Raw genomic sequence first — 17731 nt, 5'->3', positions numbered from 1 at the left:
GGAGAGGAGCGAATCGTTGGGGCCTCCCGACAGAAGAAGGCAGCTCTTCGAGGAGATCTACCGGAAATATCATGACGCGGTTCTCGCCTACCTCTTACGCCGCACCGAGAGCGGCCACGACGCGGGCGACGTCCTCGCCGAGACGTTTCTCGTCGCCTGGCGGCGGCTCGACGACATCCCGGACGGTGAGCGGGCCCGGCCGTGGCTGTTCGGCGTCGCCCGGCGCACCCTCGCCAACCACCACCGGGGCGCGCGGCGGCGTAGCGCGCTGAGCGACAGGCTGCGCGCCGAACTCGCGAACGCTCCCTGCGAGGCCGCGAGCGAACCGTCCGCCCTCGCCGCCGCCTTCCGGCGTCTTCCCGAGCCGGACAGGGAGGTGCTGTCGCTCGCCGGCTGGGAGGGCCTGGACTTCGGGGAGATCGCCGTTGTGCTCGGTTGCTCCCGCAATGCCGTACGGATCCGCATGCATCGAGCGCGCAGGCGCCTGGCCCGCGAACTGCGCGGCGAGGAAGAACACGGCGAGACGGCGGGAGAACGAATGGCGAATGCGTCAGAAGGAGGCGTCGCGTGAACATCGAACGGCTCAATCCGATCTCCGAAGAGGAGGTCACCGCCATGGTGAGCCGCCAGACCAGGGACGACCTGGCCGAGCGCATCATGATGACCACGCCGGACGACCCCCCAACGGCCCCACGACATGGCAGGCGGCGGCTGCTCGTCGGCATTCCCCTGGCCGTGACGGCGGCCGCTGCGGCGGTCGTCGTGACGTCGGTCGCCGGTCCGGGCCAGCGGGTCGGCCCGCTGCCCGTCGGCCCGGACCGGGCCGAGGCCGCCGCGCTGTCCTTCCAGCGAGAGGGCGGCTACCTCATCGTCACGGTCAAGGACCCGATCGCCGACCCGGAGCGCTACCGGAGGGAGTTCGCGGCATACGGCCTGGACATCGACCTCAGGCTGGCGCCCGTCTCACCGCGGAAAGCCGGCACCGTCATCTTCATGGAGACCCCGGAGGGCGGCGACCTGGAGACGATCCTCGCCCCGGGCAGGTGCGGCAGTGAGGTCTGCGGGGTCGGCGTGAAGGTCCCGGTGGACTACAGCGGGCACGCCAGCATCGTGTTCGGCCGGGCCGCCCGCCTCGGTGAGAAGTACGACGTCGGTGAGGGCGACGCACCGGGCGAAGGCGTCGACCTGCCGGGCATCTCCGGTCGTACGGTGGCCGAGGCATGGGCCGTTCTGAAGGAGCGGAACATCACCGACGTGCTGTACCGCTATGAGTTCAGGGGGTCTGACCGGCCCTACCCCCACGGCCTCCGCCGTGACCAGGTGAAGCCGGAGTGGTACGTCCACGACGCCGTCGCCGGAACGGGCGATCGGATGATCCTGTTCGTCGGTCCCGAGAAGCGGTGAACGGGCCGGACCCCGGACGGGAGTCCGGGGCCCGGCGGGCCGATCCGCGGCGAGCCCGAGGGCTCGGGCGTCAGACGCCCATCGACTGGGTGTCGTTGGTCTCCGGCGTGGCCTGACCGGAGACCTCGGTCACGCCGTTCTTCAGGTGGTAGCGGGAGATGGCCTCCTGCAGCACCTCGGGCTTGAGCTCGCCCCGCTTCACGAGCCGGGTGAGCACGGCAAGGGTGATCGAGGCCGCGTCCACGTGGAAGTGGCGGCGCAGCGCCGAGCGGGTGTCGGACAGGCCGAACCCGTCGGTGCCCAGTGAGGACCAGTCACCCGGCACCCACTGCGCGATCTGGTCCGGTACGGCACGCATGTAGTCGCTCACGCCGACGAACGGCCCGGCGACCCCGGACAGCTTCGCCGTGACGTACGGCACGCGCGGCTCGGCGTCGGGGTTGAGCAGGTTGTGCTGCTCGGCGGCGAGCGCCTCCCTGCGCAGCTCCGACCAGGAGGTGGCCGACCACACAGCGGCCGAGACACCCCAGTCCTCGGCGAGCAGCCGCTGCGCTTCCAGCGCCCACGGCCCGGCCACACCGGAGGCCAGGATGTTCGCCTTCGGCCCGTTGCCGGCGGTGTCGGCGGCCGGGGCGTAGAGGTACAGGCCCTTGAGGATGCCCGCGACGTCGACCCCCTCGGGCTCCGCCGGCTGCGGGTAGGGCTCGTTGTACACCGTCAGGTAGTAGAAGACGTTCTCCGAGTCCTCCCCGTACATCCTGCGCAGGCCGTCCCGCACGATGTGCGAGATCTCGAACCCGTAGGTCGGGTCGTACGCCACACAGGCCGGGTTGGCCGAGGCGAGCAGCGGGCTCTGGCCGTCCTCGTGCTGCAGGCCCTCGCCGTTCAGCGTGGTGCGACCGGCGGTCGCGCCGAGCAGGAAGCCCCGGCCCATCTGGTCGCCGAGCTGCCACATCTGGTCGCCGGTCCGCTGGAACCCGAACATCGAGTAGAAGATGTAGACCGGGATCATGTGCTCGCCGTGCGTGGCGTACGCGCTGCCGGCGGCGGTGACCGAGCCCATGGAGCCGGCCTCGGTGATCCCCTCGTGGAGGATCTGTCCCTCGGTCGACTCCTTGTAGGACAGCAGCAGCTCGCGGTCGACCGCCTCGTAGGTCTGCCCGTGCGGCGAGTAGATCTTGGCGGTCGGGAACATCGCGTCCACGCCGAACGTGCGGGCCTCGTCCGGGATGATCGGTACGAACCGCGCGCCGATCTCCGGGTCCCGCATGAGGTCCTTCAGCAGGCGGACGAAGGCCATCGTGGTGGCCACGTTCTGCTTGCCGGAACCCTTGCGCAGCCCGGCGTAGACGGCGTCGCCCGGGAGCTTGAGCGGCTTGGCGCGCACCACCCGCTTGGGGAGGTAGCCGCCGAGCGCCGCCCGGCGCTCCTTCATGTAGGCGATCTCCTCGTTGTCCTCACCCGGGTGGAAGTACGGCGGGAGATCGCCCTCGAGGTCCTTGTCCGGGATGGGGAGGTAGAGCCGGTCGCGGAACTCCTTGAGCTCCGCCTTGCTCAGCTTCTTCATCTGGTGGGTGGCGTTGCGGGCCTCGAAGTCCTTGCCCAGCGTCCAACCCTTGATCGTCTGGGCGAGGATGACGGTCGGCTGGCCGACGTGCTCGTGGGCCGCCTTGAACGCGGCGTAGACCTTGCGGTAGTCGTGGCCGCCGCGCGACAGCCTGCGGATCTCGTCGTCGGACAGGTGCTCGACCATCTTGCGCAGCCGCGGGTCGCCGCCGAAGAAGTGCTCGCGGATGTAGGCGCCGGACTCGACGGAGTAGGTCTGGAACTGCCCGTCGGGCGTGGTGTTCATCTGGTTGACGAGCACGCTGTCGACGTCGGCCGCGAGCAGCGGGTCCCAGTCACGGCCCCAGACGACCTTGATGACGTTCCAGCCGGCCCCGCGGAAGAACGACTCCAGCTCCTGGATGATCTTGCCGTTGCCGCGCACCGGGCCGTCGAGCCGCTGCAGGTTGCAGTTGATGACGAAGGTGAGGTTGTCGAGCTCCTCGCGGGCGGCCACGCCGATCGCGCCGAGCGACTCGGGCTCGTCCATCTCGCCGTCGCCGAGGAAGCACCACACGTGGCTGCGGCTGGTGTCCTTGATCTTGCGGCTGAGCAGGTAGCGGTTGAACCGCGCCTGGTAGATCGCGGAGAGCGGGCCGAGGCCCATGGACACCGTGGGGAACTCCCAGAAGTCCGGCATGAGCCGCGGGTGGGGATAGGAGGGCAGGCCCTTGAAGCCGTGCGACAGCTCCTGGCGGAACGCGTCGAGCTGGGCGGTGGAGAGCCGGCCCTCGAGGAAGGCGCGGGCGTAGATGCCGGGGGCGGCGTGGCCCTGGATGAAGATCTGGTCGCCCGACTCCCCGTGGTCCTTGCCGCGGAAGAAGTGGTTGAAGCCGACCTCGTAGAGCGAAGCTGCGGACGCGTAGGTGGCGATGTGGCCGCCGACGTTGGTCCGCGCGTTGGCCCGGTGCACCATGACGGCCGCGTTCCACCTGATGTAGGCGCGGATGCGGCGCTCGACGTACTCGTCGCCCGGGAACCAGGGCTCGCGCTCGGGCGGGATCGTGTTGATGTAGTCGGTGCTGCGCAGGCCCGGCACCCCGACCTGTCGTTCCCGGGCACGTTCGAGCAGCCTGAGCATCAGATAGCGGGCGCGGGTGCGCCCCTCGGTCTTGATGACGTTGTCGAGCGATTCGAGCCATTCCTGGGTCTCGCTCGGATCGACATCAGGCAACTGGCTGGGTAGGCCGTCACTGATGATCGAAAAACGCTGGCGTCCGGAAGCCACTGGGTCTCGCCTTCCGAGAATGGACATGGTCACGTCGGTCTGATGGGTCTTGCCTGTCGGCTGCGTCCTGCCGGATCGCGGTGTCTTGTCGGGTGTGCTGGTCGTCTTCCATCCTGTCTCTTCGTACGGGAAAGTGCATCTCTACTGCCTGGTAACCAAGGGGTCCCCGCTGGCAGCGGGATTCAGCTGGCTTAGACCTCCAATGATAGGACGACTTCGATCGCCCTGTTTGTTCCAGGGTGCACTGAGCCCGCCCCGGCTATATGCGCTGGTTAGGCATGCCCCGGCCGACACGCGGGTAACCTCCTCGACGCGGGTGATCATGTCTGGTTGGTCGGTAACGTTTTGGTATGAATTGTCCCTTCCTCTGTCGGGGGAGGGGTTTCTCCTCTCTCCAGCGGGCGATAGCCGTACCAGGCTCTGAGAGGAGGGATCGAGATGCACGCCGCGGTAGGAGACCGGCTCTTGGTGCGCGGTGCCGTCGTGGGAGAGCACGACAGGCAGGGCGAGATCATCGAGGTGCGCGGGCCCGGCGGTGAGCCGCCGTTCATGGTCCGGTTCGAGGACGGGCACCAGGCGCTGGTGTACCCGGGCCCCGACGCGGTCGTCGTTCCAGCTCACGGATCGACTCACGGAGGCTCGTAGTATCGCGCTGTGAAATCGAGGGTGATCGAGGTGCGCACCGGCTCGCGCGAGCGGGTGCACGACCTGACGCGGGAGTGCTCCGACTTCGTGCGGGAGTGCGGGGGAGACGGTCTGCTGCACGTGTTCGTTCCGCACGCCACCGCGGGCATCGCGCTGATCGAGCTCGGCTCCGGTAGCGACGAGGATCTGCTCGCGGCGCTGGAGGAGCTGCTTCCGGCCGACGACCGGTGGCGGCACGCGCACGGGTCCCGCGGCCACGGCAGGTCGCACGTCATGCCCGCGCTGATTCCTCCGTACGCCACGGTGCCCGTGCTCGACGGAAGGCTCGCGCTGGGGACCTGGCAGTCCGTCGCGTTGGTCGATCTTAACGTCGACAACCCGGACAGGCGCGTGCGTTTGTCATTTTTGTCCGATTAACAGATAACGGTGCGGGTGCCTGGACGTGGCGACCGTTGACGACGGCGGGTCGCAGCGTGTGGACTGTGCCGAAACATGGCTCTCAGGAGCCGGACGACCGCGATTATTGGCGGGGTCACCCGAGCAGGAGGGATGAACGTGAGCGCGACCGCGGGCCAGGCGCAAGGTGAGCGCGGCCTGGCCGAACGACTCGGCCTCAAAGCTGGTCAGGTGGTGCAGGAAGTCGGCTGGGACGAGGACTGCGACGAGGCGCTGCGCGAGTCCATCGAAGAGCTGACCGGTAACGAGCTGGTGGACGAGGACTACGACGACGTGGTCGACGTGGTCCTGCTGTGGTGGCGCGACGGGGACGGGGACCTGTTCGACGCGCTCAGCGACGCGATGACAGCGCTCGCCGACGGAGGCCAGATCTGGCTGCTGACCCCCAAGGCGGGGCGTGACGGTCATGTCGAGCCCAGTGACATCGGCGAGGACGCGACCACCGCTGGACTGTCCCAGACGAGCAGCGTGAGCGCCGCCAGGGACTGGTCGGGGACGCGGCTCGTCGCGCCCAAGGCCCGACGCTGAAACGCCGTGGAGCGCCGGACCGCTGATCTGATCTGCTGACCCGTTCCCCTGCCGTACGGCTCGGCGACGCCGTACGGCAGGATGGTGCGCGGACCAATAGCGGGAAGGACTTGACTGCTCATGGCGGTGGAGGCGATCGAAGCGGCGCAGGTCGGCCGGCCGGCTCCCGACTTCGAGCTCAAGGACCAGCACGGCACCCCGGTCAGGCTCGCCGACCACCGGGGCAGAAAGGTCGTGCTCGTCTTCTATCCCCTGGCGTTCAGCCGTGTCTGCCACGGCGAGCTGAGCGCCATCCGTGACGAGTTCGTCCCGTCAGCGCCCGACGACGTCCAGGTGCTGGCGGTCTCGGTCGACTCGATGTTCGGCCAGCGCGCCTGGTCCGATCAGGAGGGCTTCGCGTTTCCGATGCTGGCCGATTTCTGGCCGCACGGTGAGGTCGCCCGGGCGTACGGTGTATTCGACGAGGAAAAGGGCGTAGCCCTCCGAGGCACATTCATCATCGACGGCGGGGGCGTCGTACGGTGGAAGGTCGTCAACGAGATCGGGTCGGCGCGGGATGTCGAGGAGTATCGCAAGGCGTTGGCGCGGCTTTGATCGTACGGCTCTGATCGTTTCGCCCACTGGGCGTTGACATATCCCTACCTGTTCATCCCGATCTGCCTTCAGGGGAGGGGAGATGCCCTGCTACCGATGCGGGGCCCGGCAGACCGACCCCGTCCGCGGCGCCAGTCCGTGGAAACGTGGGGTGCGCCACGAGGCGCAGGTCCTGGTCTGCCCGGACTGCCAACGCGCACACGACCTCGATCTGGACACCTGCGCGTCCTGCGGCTCCGTCGCGCTGATCTGCCGTCTCGGCGAGGTCGAGTGCCGCTCATGCGGAGCCGTACGGCTCGCCAGGTCCAATGACCCGCTGGTGCCGGCCGGGTCTCCCGGTCTCGCCGGGCCTTCCGGTGTCACGGGCACGCCGGAGAGCTCGCCCGGCTTGGCGGCCGAGGTCGAGGCCGCGCTCAACCGGGTCCTGGGCCGCTCGTGAGCTCCGACTTCAAGAGCTCGGAGCCGGCGAGCACAGACGAGGAGCATGCGGCGGACCCGCGCTACGTGGTCGCGCTCGACGTGGGCGGCACGTCGATGAAGGGCGGCCTGGTCACCCGGTGCGGTGAGGTGACCTCTCTGGAGGGTCGTCCCACCGGCCGGGACAGCGGCCCCGAGACCGTGGTGACGGCCGTCCGCGGCTACGTCGACGAACTGGTGGAGCTCGGCGTCACGCGGTACGGCGCGCCCCCCGCCGGGGTCGGTCTCGCCGTCCCCGGCATCGTCACGGCGTCGACCGCCGTCTACTCGGCGAACATCGGCTGGCACGATGTGCCGGCCACCGCGTTCGTGCCGCCGGGGATCCCGGCACGGCTCGGGCACGACGTACGGACCGGCGGTCTGGCGGAGAGCGTGCTCGGGGCCGGGCGCGGCGTGACCGACTTCCTGTTCCTGGCCATCGGCACCGGCATCGCCGGCGCCGTCGTGATCGGCGGCGAGCCGTACGGCGGCGCCGACGGCTGCGGCGGCGAGATCGGGCACGCTCCCGTGTGGCCGGCCGGGGAGAAGTGCGCCTGCGGCCAGATCGGGTGCCTGGAGACCTACGCCTCCGCCTCCGCCCTGGTGCGGCGGTACGAGGCCAGGTCGCCGAGCCGTACGGCCGCCACCGCCAAGGACGTCGTCTCGCTCGCCGTGGCCGGGGACCCGGTGGCCGGTGAGGTGTTCGGCGAGGCGGTCGAAGCCCTGGCGATCTCGCTGGCGTCGTACGTGATGGTGCTCGACCCCGCGGCGATCGTGATCGGTGGAGGTCTCGCCGAGGCGGGCGAGACGCTGCTCGACCCCCTGGGGGAGCGGCTGTCCGCCCGGCTGACCTTCCGTCAGCGTCCCCCGCTGCTCGTGGCGGCTCTCGGCATGCGGACCGGCATGCTCGGCGCCGCCCTGCTGGGCTGGCAGGCGGCCGGAGTGCCCGACGCGGGGCGCGACTGGTCGCTCGATGTGCTGAGAAGGGGTGCTGTGTCGTAAGGTGTAGTCCGGTCCGGGCGGTTAGCTCAGCGGTAGAGCACTCGCCTTACAAGCGAGGGGTCACTGGTTCGAACCCAGTACCGCCCACCTGGTGAAACGGCGTGTTGCCGATCTTGTTTTCGCGGACCTAGTGACCATCTGAGTGACTATGCCTCGAAGAGGCTGTCCATCTTCTCCGCGCCCTGCGTGAGCACCGGGCGGATCTGCTTGCGGTAGACGGTCTCGGTGACCACGGTGTTCCGATGGCCGACGAGGCGGGAGATGTCCTCGATCGGAACGCCGGAGTCCGACAGCAGCGAGACGAAGCTGTGCCGCATCTCGCGTGGGGACCAGTCCTTGCCGGGGAGGTCGGCGTCGTCGAGGATCTTGCGGAAGTCGGTCGTACGTTGTGCGCGGTGAGCGCCGTTCCGTTCTTGGTACGGAAAACGAGATCGGACTCAGTGGAAGTCCGCTCGTCGGCCAGGGCGTGAAGGGCGTCGACGCATAGGCGGGGCAGCTTGAGGGATCGACGGGACTTGACGGTCTTGGTGTCGCCCTTCTGCCGGACCGAGCGCCAGACGTGGATGGCGAACTCCTCGTGGTCCCAGCCGGCCTCGGCGACGGGCAACCACGCCTGCCGCTCCTCGTCGTACGCGACGACGTGCGACCAGGTGAGCGCGCGAAGCTCCTCGGTCCGAGCGCCGATCAGCAGCGAGAGCACGATGTACGCACGCATGCGCGGCGTGGCCTTGGCCGTCTCGTCGAGGATGGCCTGAGCCTGTGCCAGGGTGAGCGCCTTGGACGGGCGGCCCGCCCGCCCTTCGGGGATCTCGCAGAGATCGACGACGTTCCGTTTCACCTTGTCGCGGCGCATCGCGCTCTTGACCGCACGGTTCAGGATGCCGTGGATCAGCTTGAGCGACCGTGTGCTGAGTTCTCCTTTCTTGCTGGCCAGCCAGGAGTCCACGTCCTCCACGGACAGGTCACGCAGCTTGCGCGCGCCGAGCGCCGGGAGGACGTGGGTCTCCGCGAACGTCGTGTACATCCGGACCGTGCTGGGGGACCGGCCGCCCAGGCCGTGAGCGAGCCAGTAGGTCACGGCGTCGCTCACGGTGTAGTTGGTAGGTGCGATGGTCAGGCCGTCTTCGTGGTCGCGGATGATTTCTTTGAGCTTGGCCTTGGCTTCGGTCTTGGTCTTGCCGCTGGCCTTCTTCACGATGCGTTTCCCCGCAGGGGAGTAGCCCAGGGTCACCGAGGCGATCCAGCGTTGCCGCTGTTCGTCCCAGTGCAGGCCGCCATCTCCTTTGCTGCGTCGGGCGGTCATGATGCCTTCCTTGCCTCCTTCTCCAGTAGCCGGATGTAGTCGTCGATGGCCGAGGCCGGGATGAGCCGGGTACGGCCTTGGCGGACGGAGTGGAGCCGCCCCGAGCGGATGAGTTCGTAGATGACGCTGCGGCTCAGGCTGAGCAGGCGCATCGCGTCAGGGATGCGGTAGAGCCGCCGATCGGCGGATGGGGGTGGGGTCATCCGCCCTCGCGCTCTGCCCTGATGGCGCGGGCGGTCTGGACGCGCTGGCGGATGTGCTCGGCCATGATCGCCTCACCGGGCGTGTGGCCGATCCCGGCCAGGCGCCAGTGGCCGAGGACGAGCGTGGTCGCGTCGCCGAAGGCGGGCAGCCCGTGGCATTCGCGTGCTTCGGAGGCCCTGTGCTGGGCGCGAGCGCCGCGCAGGTCGCCGAGCTTGAGGGAGTAGGCGCGGCTCTTGCTGGAGAAGTGGCCCCGAAAGCCGAGCATGTGCGCCCAGGGTCGTAGGCGCAGGGCGGCGAACTCCGGGCGTCCGCCGAGGTCCCAGCAGGTGCGGATCATGCGCCGGGCGTGGTCGGTTACCGACAATGCGTCCAGGTGAAGCCCGGCTTTGAGGCCGGTTCCGTGGCAGCGCCCGCAGGTAGCAGTCAGCGTGGTCCGCCCACGACCGCCGCAGGCCGGGCACGACACGCGGTGATCGACGGTGCCGGAGGCTTCCGCACCTTTCGTGGCGTACTTGGCGATGTAGCCGCCCACCGCCCGTTCGCTGACTCCTTCCGCTCTCGGGTCGAGGAGGATGGGCCGGATGTCGAGCTGGTCACCCCAGGTCAACTCCCACCGGCCGAGGTTGCTGTCTGGTGAGGTGAGGCGGACGCGAGCGACCGCAGGCGGGACCGCCCGTACAAGTAGGCCGTGGTCGGCCCACGGAGGAGGGGGCTCGTGGGCCCCTGCCGGGCCGTCGAGACGAATGACCGCGTGGAAGTAGACCAGGCCGCGCCGTTGGTACTCGGCGACCTTGGCGAAGGAGACGCGTACCTCCTTGCCGAAGGGGACGCTGCGGATGCATTCGCCTATCGTGGCCATGAATCCATGCTAAAGACGGTTGTCTCGCTCCGCTGGTATCCGACCTCGCTATGTGGGGTACGGGCGCCAGGTTGCCTGGGGCGGATCTGTACCGGAAGGAGCGTCTCCGACAGGATCGTCAGCATGGTCTCCTCCTCGTCCGAGAGCACAGCGATGGTTGCTAATGGCAGAGTGAAGATTTGGTACCGCTTCGTACCGCGTGAGGGGTGGCCGCAGTTCGACCAGGAAGGCGTGTGGGCGACCCCGCTCGGCGGGGATCTCGCACAGGTAGACAACGTTCCGTTCTTCGTTGATGGTGCTGCCGAGGGCGACATCGTGCGATTCACCATGGACGCCGAGGGCGTCCGATGGGTTAAGGATCGCGTCGAATGGTCCGGTAGGTGCACGATTCTCGTCTTGCCGGTTCGCGGAGGGCCGAAGGCGACGGCCAAGGAGGTGCACGAGGTATTCGCCCCGTTGGGCATCGGAGCAGAGGCGTACAGCGCGGAATTCCCACTCGTTGCTCTCAGCGTGCCTCCTGATGCCGACGTCCGCGCCACTAAAGCCCTGCTGAACCGAGGCGTGGAGGCAGGGTGGTGGTTTTACCAAGAGGCATGCGTCGGAGACGCCTGGTGTACGGCGTAGCAGCTCTCTTCCGGATCGCGCTGCTGAGCGGCTTCATCAGCGGGTGTTGGTTCGGCCCCTCTTCGGTGTCATAGTGCGGGAGGGGGGTTGGAGGTGCGTCGTTGGCAACTCGCCGAGAAGATCCATGGCCGTTGGGCACGTTTCTGGCCCGGTTACCCCAAGGGATGCCGACTGACCTCATGGAGCTCGGCGCCATTTGCCGGGTCGCGGACGGCACCGCGTTCATACGTCAAGGCGAGCCGGGCACGCTCGTCTATTTGATCCTCCAAGGGCTCGTGAAGATCACGGCCCGGGCTGAGAACGGGGAGCAGGTGTTGCTGGCCGTACGCGTGCGCGGGGATCTCATCGGTGAGATGGCGGTGCTGGGAAGAGGAACCCGTAGTGCCGACGTGACGGCCTGCGGCGCGGTGAACATCCTCTCTATCCATGGAAACGCTTTTCTCAGCTACCTGCAGCGCAATCCCGTCGCAGGGTTCGCCATTTCAGGCTCCCTAAGCGATCGCCTGAAATGGGCCAACCAGCGGCGTCTCGAATTCGCCGGGTTCGGCGCTGATGTCTGCCTGGCCAGAATCCTTCTGTCGCTTGCCGCCCGGCATGGCCACGACACTGCGCTAGGCAGGGACATCGGCGTGCCGCTGACCCGTGCTGAACTCGGCGGGCTGATTGGGATCAAGGAGCCGACCGTGCGGAAGGCCATCAGGACACTGTCGGATCTCGGGCTGATCATGCGTGGCAAGCGGCGAGTGGTCATCAAGGACCTCCCCGAGTTAGTGAGGTTCGCGGAACTCCTCCCGCTCAACCGATAAAAATCGCGGTCGCTTCTCACAGGTGAGGTTCAGCCTTCTCCAGAAGGCAGGCACGCGTAAGGAGTGAGATGAACGACAGGCCGGAATATCGCGCAATGCTGAGCTACGACATCGAAAGCTACAGCACGCGCAACAATGCTGATCAGTACGCGCTGCAGTCCGCCATGATCCGCCTGCTCGACCTCGCGGCGGGAGCGGCTGGCCTCGGCCTGCTTGAATGGAAACGGCAGCCGCAGGGCGACGGCGAGTTCGTAGTGCTTCCCTCCACCATCCATCCGGCGCGGCTCGCCGGTGCTTTCGCCGATGCGTTACGCCAGGCCCTCGACGACTACAACGCCTTGTCCAAGCCGAGGCTTCGCCTGAGGCTGGCGGTTCACGTGGGACCGATCCATGTAGACGGCCCTGCAGGCTCCCCTGGCCGACATGCCGTGGCAAGCGGTCGGTTGGTGGACGCAGGACCCCTGCGGGCCGCACTTCGGATCGTTCAGGAGGCGAATCTTGGAATTGTCGTCTCCGATGACTTCTACCGTGATTACGTCGGTCAAGGCTATGACGGCCCGCCAACCGACCAGTTCCGGCGCGTGATCGTGAAGGTCAAGCAGCAGCAGTACACCGCACACATCTACCTGCCAGGACACAACGTCCATGCGATCGGGGAGCTTGAGACCCCGAGTGAGAAAGCTGACGATCAGCCGCAGCCGCCCGGCCAGGTGACGGTCGGCGGCGACTGGTACGGCGGGAACGTGGTGAACACCTCGGGTGAGGGCGTCAGCTATGTGGCCGGTCGCGACCTCACGCTCCCGGAGTGGAAGCCGCGGGGATGACCGAAGAGAACGCCCCTGCCCCTGCCGCAAGCGACGAAGGCTCTGCCGGCGATGAGTCGCTTGCCGAGAAGATAGAGCGGGAGCAGAAGGAACGCCAGCTCCGCGCTGAGATGATCGGCGTTGGGCAGAACTGGTACGGAGGCTCCGAATACCGAGCCGAAGACGGTGGCACCGTCTTCGGAGCCGGCCGTGATCTCTACATCCAGCAGCCCGAGGAGGATGTCTTTACGATTCCTATCCCTGCCAAGAGCGTGGAATGCATTCGCGCGTGCTTCGTGGAGACAGCCTCGCAGCGAGAGCTTGTGGCGCGACTGGCCAGCGGATCGGTGGCCTTGCTGAGAGGCGAACCGCGCAGTGGGAGGTGGACCGCTGCTTCGTCCGCGCTCCTGGAACTGGGTCTCACATGTCACACCCTGGGCGCCAAGGACCTCAAGAAGGTGAGGCCATCACACCTGCGCGCGGGCCACGGCTACGTCGTTCGGGCCGATGACGCCACGTGGCACCGTCATCCTGAGACCGTCCTCGATCAGCTTCGTGCCGTTGCGGTCGCGAGTGACGCCGTGATCGTCGCTCTGGTGCCAGCGGACTGCGTCGTCACGAAATCCGTTGTGATACATGAGCCGCCGGCGGCGATGGATGTCTTCCACAAGAGGATCAACTATCTGGCCGAGGGACTTGTAAGTGAACTCCACGCATATCTCCGGCATCTGCAGGAGCACATCGTCGGCTGCAGGCCGTGGGAAGCCGTGGAGATCGCGCAGCAGTTCGCGGAGGGGTACCGCCAAGGACGGGCTCTCAGCGACATGATCGACAATCTCCCGTACGCGGCCCTGACCCAGCTTGAGAAGAACCTTGAGAAGGAGGACGCCCCTAGTCTGGCGCGGCACTTCCTGATTAGCAGTTCTGTGCTCTTTGGTCTCCCCGAGGCGGTGGTGTCCGAGGCCGCGCTGGCTCTGGCCGACCGCATCAGGCAGGAGGAACAGAAGAAGGAGGAGGACGCCGAGGAGGAGCGTGTCCTGCAGGTGTGGGAGCGCCTGAGTCAATGGGTCGACTACTCGCGTTTGAGCGAGACGGAAGGAGTTCGGGGTGGACAAGGGCGGCGCATCGATGTACGCCCCGGCCTCGCCACCCGGCTGCTGCCCTCGCTCTGGGCGCAACTGCCGGCGATTCGGCCGGCGCTGTACGACTGGCTCGCCGATCTCGTGGAAGCCGAGGACTGGCGGGTCCAGGTCAAGGCGGCCTATGCCATAGGCCGCCTGGCCACCTGCGATTTTGAGGTCACCGCCGGGCGGTTTTTTACTCCGTGGAGCAAGGAGCCCGGCAAGGCCCGAGTCTTGACGTGGGCGCTGGAGGCCGCCGCCCTCGCCGACCGCGATGTCGCAGCCTTAGTTGGACGGACGCTCAACGCGTGGGCGACCGGGACTTACAACCAGCGTCTCGCCGCTGCACTCGCCTATGGGTCCGCCATAGGCGTCGGCAACCTCGACGACGCCCTTGGCGCGTTTCACACCATCGCCGTCGCCACCTCTTACCTGGAGACTTGCGACGCCGTCGCCAGATCGGTCGCCGAGGTCTACACGACGTCAACCGCCCAGAAGGTGCTGCGCGAACTCGCCCGCTGGACGAGAGGGGAGGCGGACAGCGAGCGGGTGACCGCAGCGCTCGCGTTCGTCCGGCTCGTCTCAATGCCGCAGGAGCACGAGGCGTACCCCGCCCTTCGGGATCACCAGCTGATCAGCGATCTCGTCTTGCTGTGGATCAATGCCTTGAGCTGGGGCCTCTCGAGGATGTACGGCAAGAACAGAATTCCTGCCTTCACACCCACTTCCTGGGAGCTCATGGCCGACTGGGCGCAGCAGGCAGCCACCGACGCCACCGTAGACCTCATCGTCGAGAACATCCTGGCGCGGACCACGGACAGACTCAGGAAGCCCTGGATGTTCCACCTCCACTTATGGAACAAGCGCGGGACCATCACGGCCACGCATTTCGCCCGCTACCTCCGACTTCTGAAGGACAACTGAAATGCCTTTCAAGCTGCACCGGCTGCTCGTCGTCCGCTGGCCGTTGAAGCCGATATCCGAACGCGCCCCGGCGAAGCCGCCTGAGGTGGAGGAAGAGCCCGACGTCACGCCCGAAGAGGCCTCATACGTATTCACCGCGCCATCCCAGGGTGACGGCTACAAGTTCAGGGTCAGCGTCTGGCTCTGGCGGCGCTCCACCACGGGTTCGCTCGTTTTCAGGCCGTGGAAGGAACTGAGGGAAGATAAGGATCATTCCATCAAGGATTACGTAAGGGACATCGTCCGGCGTTCACTTCGGCAGCACAGCGTTTTCGACGCGGCGCAGGCGGAGGAATCGGCCAATGTCGCTGTGCAGAACTGGCTGGCTGACCTGCCCGCAGACTCGGTGACAGGTAGGTGGCGCGCTGTGATCGAGGTTGATGTCCCCGACGAGGTGCGCAAGCTGCGGTGTGCTCACGAAAGTGAGCTCTACAAAATCAGGACGCGCGCCGAGCAGATTGCCCTGCGCATGGACAAGCTGCGGTTGTCGCGGGCCATCTGCGAGGACTTCCTCAAGGAGGCCATGGAGAGCTCGACGGCTCGGCATGCCGTACGGCTCACGCAGGCCCTCGACGACGTCGCCGACATCACTGATCAAATGCTAACCGAGCGAAGGGAGAAGACGGAGCAGCTTCTCGAGCTCTTCGCGAAGATCGTGGACGCACAGCGTCACGCGAACGCCTTCGAGCTGGTTCTGGCGAGCGAGAGCGCGCTCAGGGCGGCGTTTGCACGGCTAGATGTTCCGCTACCGCCGCCCGACCCCGATTCGCCATTTGCGCTTATGGAGGAGTCTGGCTGATCAGCAGATTGATCACGGCTGCACCGACAGTGCTCGCCATGGCGCTGAGCAAGAGCCAGAATCCCCAGCGGATGAGCCGGTATTTCCAGCTTATGATCTTGCTGACGCGCTGAAGCTGATCGGCGATACGCTCTAAGTCCAGCGTGGACGACTTCAGCAAGGCATCGGAGACGGCTTGCGGCGAATCGAAGCGCAGTACATCGGCAAAGTACATAACGGCTGCGTTGTGTTTCCTGCGGTCCAGGCGCGGGTACACCGCCGAGGCGAGGGCGATCACCGCGGCGAGGGCGGCAGCCGAGCCGAGCCACCACAGCCACTCAATAGCGTCGGCCAGTCGGGCGGGCGTCCAACTGCCCGCTAGCAGTCCACCGGCAACCGCGCCGAGTCCGATACCGACAATGCCGAGAAGTACCTGGGCCTTGCTGTCTGCCCGATTCAACTCTTCGCGGGCCTCTGTCAATAGCTGGGCGCCATAAGCGCACGCATCCTGCTCGGCGAGTTGCTGTGGGTCGAGCCTCTGCTCGGAGAGCGCCTGGGCGATGCGACGAAGCATGCCTCAGCTTTGCATCGGCGCGCTCCCTGAGTGGATCTTTCCCGGCTTTAGCGCCGGGCTACGTCTGATACGCGTGCCCTCCTTAGGCCTCAGACCTAGACTGGCGATATGAGCGTCATGCGCGAAGAGCTGCACCATCTCGTGGACCAGTTGCCGGAGTCGGAGCTGCGGCCCGCTCTGGAGTTGATCCGTGGGCGGCTGGACGAGCCTGCACCCGCGGAGCGCGACCTCCCGTTCTTCGCATCCTTTGAGGCTGAGCCGGACCTCGCCGAACGGCACGAGGAGATCCTTCGCTCGGAGATGGGCCGCTGAGGTGCTCTTGTGCGACACCGGTGTTCTTCTGGCTGCCGGCAACGTCAAGGATGAGCACCACCAGGCCTGTCTCAAGCTGCTCCGTCAGGCGGAGGGACCGCTGCTCGTGCCGTCCCCGGTCATGGGAGAAGTCGGCTATCTCCTGGAGTCGCGTGTCGGCCCGCATGCCGAGGTCACGTTCCTGAAGTCGTTCGGTGGCAATGGGTTCCACGTAGCCGAGCTGGAGGACGAGGACCTTCCTCGTATGGCCGAACTCGTTGAGAGGTACGTCGATCTTCCCCTCGGACTGGTGGACGCCGCCGTTATCGCGATCGCCGAACGCCTGGGGCTGAGGGAGGTCGCGACAGTCGACCACCGGCACTTCCGGATCGTGCGTCCACGCCACGTCGAGGCCTTCACGCTGTTGCCCGGCTGATCACGGATGCTGCTGGCTGAGTGACTATCTGGGTGACAATCGCCGTGGACGGACCTGGACGGCGGTGGACGACAATGGACCGTACGCCCAGGTCGGGGCGGGTGGCGGTGCTGGTCCCGCCCCTTCCTGGGTTGACTTACAAGCGAGGGGTCACTGGTTCGAACCCAGTACCGCCCACAACAAGCCTTCTACCTGCGAAAACAGGACACGGACCCGATCTTACCCGGTCGCTACAGCGCTCAGTGAGCGCTCGCCTCAGTTGGTAGGACTTGTGTGATCTCGTCTCCATGGCATCGGCAGTCTTGTGGTCAGCTTCCGCCACGCGGTGCTGGTAGATCATCGCGGCCCGCACGCTGGCATGGCCCATCTGTGTCATTAGGTCGCGGAGGGAAGCGCCAGCACTCGCCGCGATCGTGTTTCCGGTGTGCCGGAGATCATGAAAGTGGAGCCCGGGGACGCCGAGCTTCTTCGTCGTCTTCTCCCACTCGACTGCCCGCCGGAAGTTGCTCCGCCGGAGGATCCCGCCGTTCGCCCCGGTGAAGACGAGCGAGGTGGGTTCCGGTCCGGTGAATCTGGCGAGGTGTTGCCGAAGCGCCGGAATGATGGCCTCCGGGATCGCGACTGTGCGCAGACCGGCGCGTGACTTCGGCGGACCTACGAGCAGTTCGCCTGTGTCGAGCTCGGCATGCTGTTGCCGAACGCTGACGGTCCCCGCGTTCAGGTCAAGGCGGCGGCGCAGCGCGCCACCGCACCGCGGCCCGTCGCCCGCCCGCCGTCCGGGCATGCGGCCCAATGAGAACTACCGGGTCAGCTTCGAGCTTTGGGCAGACTCGGTAACGGTAGCCGTCGACAGGTGGGCACTCGTGCGGGCTTCCCGACTCCTCCAGCTCAAGCTCGTCCGTGACCGTTCGCACATCTGATGGTTGAGGAACGGCGGTCGGTTGAGGTACACAAAATGGGCTTGACCTTCCGTCGCCGGCCCGCTACCGCTTCGGGGTGGGTCGAGGCAGACCGGAAGATCAGGCAGGGGAGAAGCATGCAGGTCTCCACC

The 17731-nt window shown here is 66.9% G+C and carries 21 protein-coding genes and 2 tRNA genes; 17 read left to right on the top strand and 6 right to left on the bottom strand.

Going from position 1 to position 17731, the window contains the following annotated elements:
* Nucleotides 1–16 precede the first annotated feature (16 nt).
* Both AP234_RS20880 and AP234_RS20875 read left to right on the top strand, forming a co-directional pair.
* A complete protein-coding gene (locus AP234_RS20880) occupies nt 17–571 on the top strand; it encodes an RNA polymerase sigma factor (protein ID WP_055481373.1) in 555 nt (184 codons plus the stop codon).
* Nucleotides 568–1404 (top strand): hypothetical protein, encoded by an 837-nt coding sequence (locus AP234_RS20875; RefSeq protein ID WP_055481372.1) that lies wholly within the window; start codon nt 568–570, stop codon nt 1402–1404. The genes AP234_RS20880 and AP234_RS20875 overlap by 4 nt, the downstream gene beginning before the upstream one ends.
* A gap of 70 nt (nt 1405–1474) precedes the next feature.
* On the opposite strand, the gene aceE is transcribed toward AP234_RS20875, so the two are convergent.
* The gene (gene aceE / locus AP234_RS20870; RefSeq protein WP_055481371.1) at nt 1475–4237 is read right to left on the bottom strand and encodes a pyruvate dehydrogenase (acetyl-transferring), homodimeric type; all 2763 of its coding nucleotides are present in this window, start codon (nt 4235–4237) and stop codon (nt 1475–1477) included.
* Nucleotides 4238–4675: 438 nt separating this feature from the next.
* Here aceE and AP234_RS20865 point away from each other — a divergent pair, with 438 nt between their 5' ends.
* The 7 genes from AP234_RS20865 (at nt 4676) to AP234_RS20835 (ending at nt 8005) form a co-directional block, all read left to right on the top strand.
* The gene (locus AP234_RS20865; protein WP_055481370.1) at nt 4676–4882 is read left to right on the top strand and encodes a DUF1918 domain-containing protein; all 207 of its coding nucleotides are present in this window, start codon (nt 4676–4678) and stop codon (nt 4880–4882) included.
* A 9-nt stretch (nt 4883–4891) separates the two neighbouring features.
* The gene (locus AP234_RS20860; RefSeq protein WP_055481369.1) at nt 4892–5299 is read left to right on the top strand and encodes a secondary thiamine-phosphate synthase enzyme YjbQ; all 408 of its coding nucleotides are present in this window, start codon (nt 4892–4894) and stop codon (nt 5297–5299) included.
* 138 nt (nt 5300–5437) lie between these two features.
* Nucleotides 5438–5866, top strand: coding sequence for a DUF3052 domain-containing protein (locus AP234_RS20855; RefSeq protein ID WP_200926632.1), 429 nt, complete (start codon nt 5438–5440; stop codon nt 5864–5866).
* A gap of 120 nt (nt 5867–5986) precedes the next feature.
* On the top strand, nt 5987–6460 hold the full coding sequence (locus tag AP234_RS20850; protein WP_055481367.1) for a peroxiredoxin: 474 nt from the start codon (nt 5987–5989) through the stop codon (nt 6458–6460).
* Nucleotides 6461–6542: 82 nt separating this feature from the next.
* Nucleotides 6543–6899 (top strand): hypothetical protein, encoded by a 357-nt coding sequence (locus AP234_RS20845; protein ID WP_055481366.1) that lies wholly within the window; start codon nt 6543–6545, stop codon nt 6897–6899.
* Nucleotides 6896–7918 (top strand): ROK family protein, encoded by a 1023-nt coding sequence (locus AP234_RS20840; RefSeq protein WP_235558286.1) that lies wholly within the window; start codon nt 6896–6898, stop codon nt 7916–7918. The genes AP234_RS20845 and AP234_RS20840 overlap by 4 nt, the downstream gene beginning before the upstream one ends.
* Before the next feature lie 15 nt (nt 7919–7933).
* Nucleotides 7934–8005, top strand: a tRNA-Val gene (locus tag AP234_RS20835).
* A 40-nt stretch (nt 8006–8045) separates the two neighbouring features.
* Here AP234_RS20835 and AP234_RS39615 read toward each other — a convergent pair.
* From AP234_RS39615 to AP234_RS20820, 3 genes are read right to left on the bottom strand one after another with little or no spacing between them, the layout of a single operon-like run.
* Entirely contained in the window at nt 8046–9221 is a 1176-nt protein-coding gene (locus AP234_RS39615) for a tyrosine-type recombinase/integrase (protein WP_431998888.1), read from the bottom strand.
* Nucleotides 9218–9424, bottom strand: a complete 207-nt coding sequence (locus AP234_RS20825; RefSeq protein WP_055481365.1) for a helix-turn-helix domain-containing protein — start codon at nt 9422–9424, stop codon at nt 9218–9220. The genes AP234_RS39615 and AP234_RS20825 overlap by 4 nt, the downstream gene beginning before the upstream one ends.
* Complete coding sequence (locus AP234_RS20820; RefSeq protein WP_200926631.1) at nt 9421–10284, bottom strand: replication initiator; 864 nt, start codon at nt 10282–10284, stop codon at nt 9421–9423. The genes AP234_RS20825 and AP234_RS20820 overlap by 4 nt, the downstream gene beginning before the upstream one ends.
* Nucleotides 10285–10407: 123 nt before the next feature.
* Here AP234_RS20820 and AP234_RS20815 point away from each other — a divergent pair, with 123 nt between their 5' ends.
* The 5 genes from AP234_RS20815 (at nt 10408) to AP234_RS20795 (ending at nt 15400) form a co-directional block, all read left to right on the top strand.
* Nucleotides 10408–10908: a DUF4265 domain-containing protein gene (locus AP234_RS20815; protein ID WP_055481364.1), complete on the top strand. Its 501-nt coding sequence runs from the start codon at nt 10408–10410 to the stop codon at nt 10906–10908.
* Between the two features lie 179 nt (nt 10909–11087).
* Nucleotides 11088–11714, top strand: coding sequence for a Crp/Fnr family transcriptional regulator (locus AP234_RS20810; protein WP_235558285.1), 627 nt, complete (start codon nt 11088–11090; stop codon nt 11712–11714).
* A gap of 68 nt (nt 11715–11782) precedes the next feature.
* Complete coding sequence (locus AP234_RS20805) at nt 11783–12538, top strand: hypothetical protein (protein WP_152990542.1); 756 nt, start codon at nt 11783–11785, stop codon at nt 12536–12538.
* Entirely contained in the window at nt 12535–14562 is a 2028-nt protein-coding gene (locus AP234_RS20800) for a hypothetical protein (protein ID WP_055481361.1), read from the top strand. Before AP234_RS20805 ends, AP234_RS20800 begins: the two co-directional genes overlap by 4 nt.
* A gap of 1 nt (nt 14563) precedes the next feature.
* Complete coding sequence (locus tag AP234_RS20795) at nt 14564–15400, top strand: hypothetical protein (RefSeq protein ID WP_055481360.1); 837 nt, start codon at nt 14564–14566, stop codon at nt 15398–15400.
* Here the strand turns inward: AP234_RS20795 and AP234_RS20790 are convergent.
* Nucleotides 15381–15953 (bottom strand): Pycsar system effector family protein, encoded by a 573-nt coding sequence (locus AP234_RS20790; RefSeq protein ID WP_055481359.1) that lies wholly within the window; start codon nt 15951–15953, stop codon nt 15381–15383. The genes AP234_RS20795 and AP234_RS20790 overlap by 20 nt on opposite strands.
* A 108-nt stretch (nt 15954–16061) precedes the next feature.
* On the opposite strand from AP234_RS20790, the gene AP234_RS20785 reads away from it, so the two are divergent.
* From AP234_RS20785 to AP234_RS36470, 3 genes are all read left to right on the top strand, one after another.
* Nucleotides 16062–16265: a hypothetical protein gene (locus AP234_RS20785; protein WP_063843019.1), complete on the top strand. Its 204-nt coding sequence runs from the start codon at nt 16062–16064 to the stop codon at nt 16263–16265.
* Nucleotide 16266: 1 nt separating this feature from the next.
* Nucleotides 16267–16680: a PIN domain-containing protein gene (locus AP234_RS20780; protein WP_055481357.1), complete on the top strand. Its 414-nt coding sequence runs from the start codon at nt 16267–16269 to the stop codon at nt 16678–16680.
* A 95-nt stretch (nt 16681–16775) separates the two neighbouring features.
* Nucleotides 16776–16857: transfer RNA gene (locus AP234_RS36470), tRNA-Val, on the top strand.
* Here the strand turns inward: AP234_RS36470 and AP234_RS39610 are convergent.
* A complete protein-coding gene (locus AP234_RS39610) occupies nt 16817–17464 on the bottom strand; it encodes a tyrosine-type recombinase/integrase (RefSeq protein WP_083502288.1) in 648 nt (215 codons plus the stop codon). The two genes, AP234_RS36470 and AP234_RS39610, sit on opposite strands and share 41 nt — an antisense overlap.
* Between the last annotated feature and the right edge of the window lie 267 nt (nt 17465–17731).

The sequence above is a fragment of the Sphaerimonospora mesophila genome (genome assembly GCF_001417795.1).
GTDB classification, from domain to species: domain Bacteria; phylum Actinomycetota; class Actinomycetes; order Streptosporangiales; family Streptosporangiaceae; genus Sphaerimonospora; species Sphaerimonospora mesophila.
The sequence above is the reverse complement of the archived record's forward strand: the minus strand, read 5'-3'. Positions and strand labels throughout refer to the sequence as shown.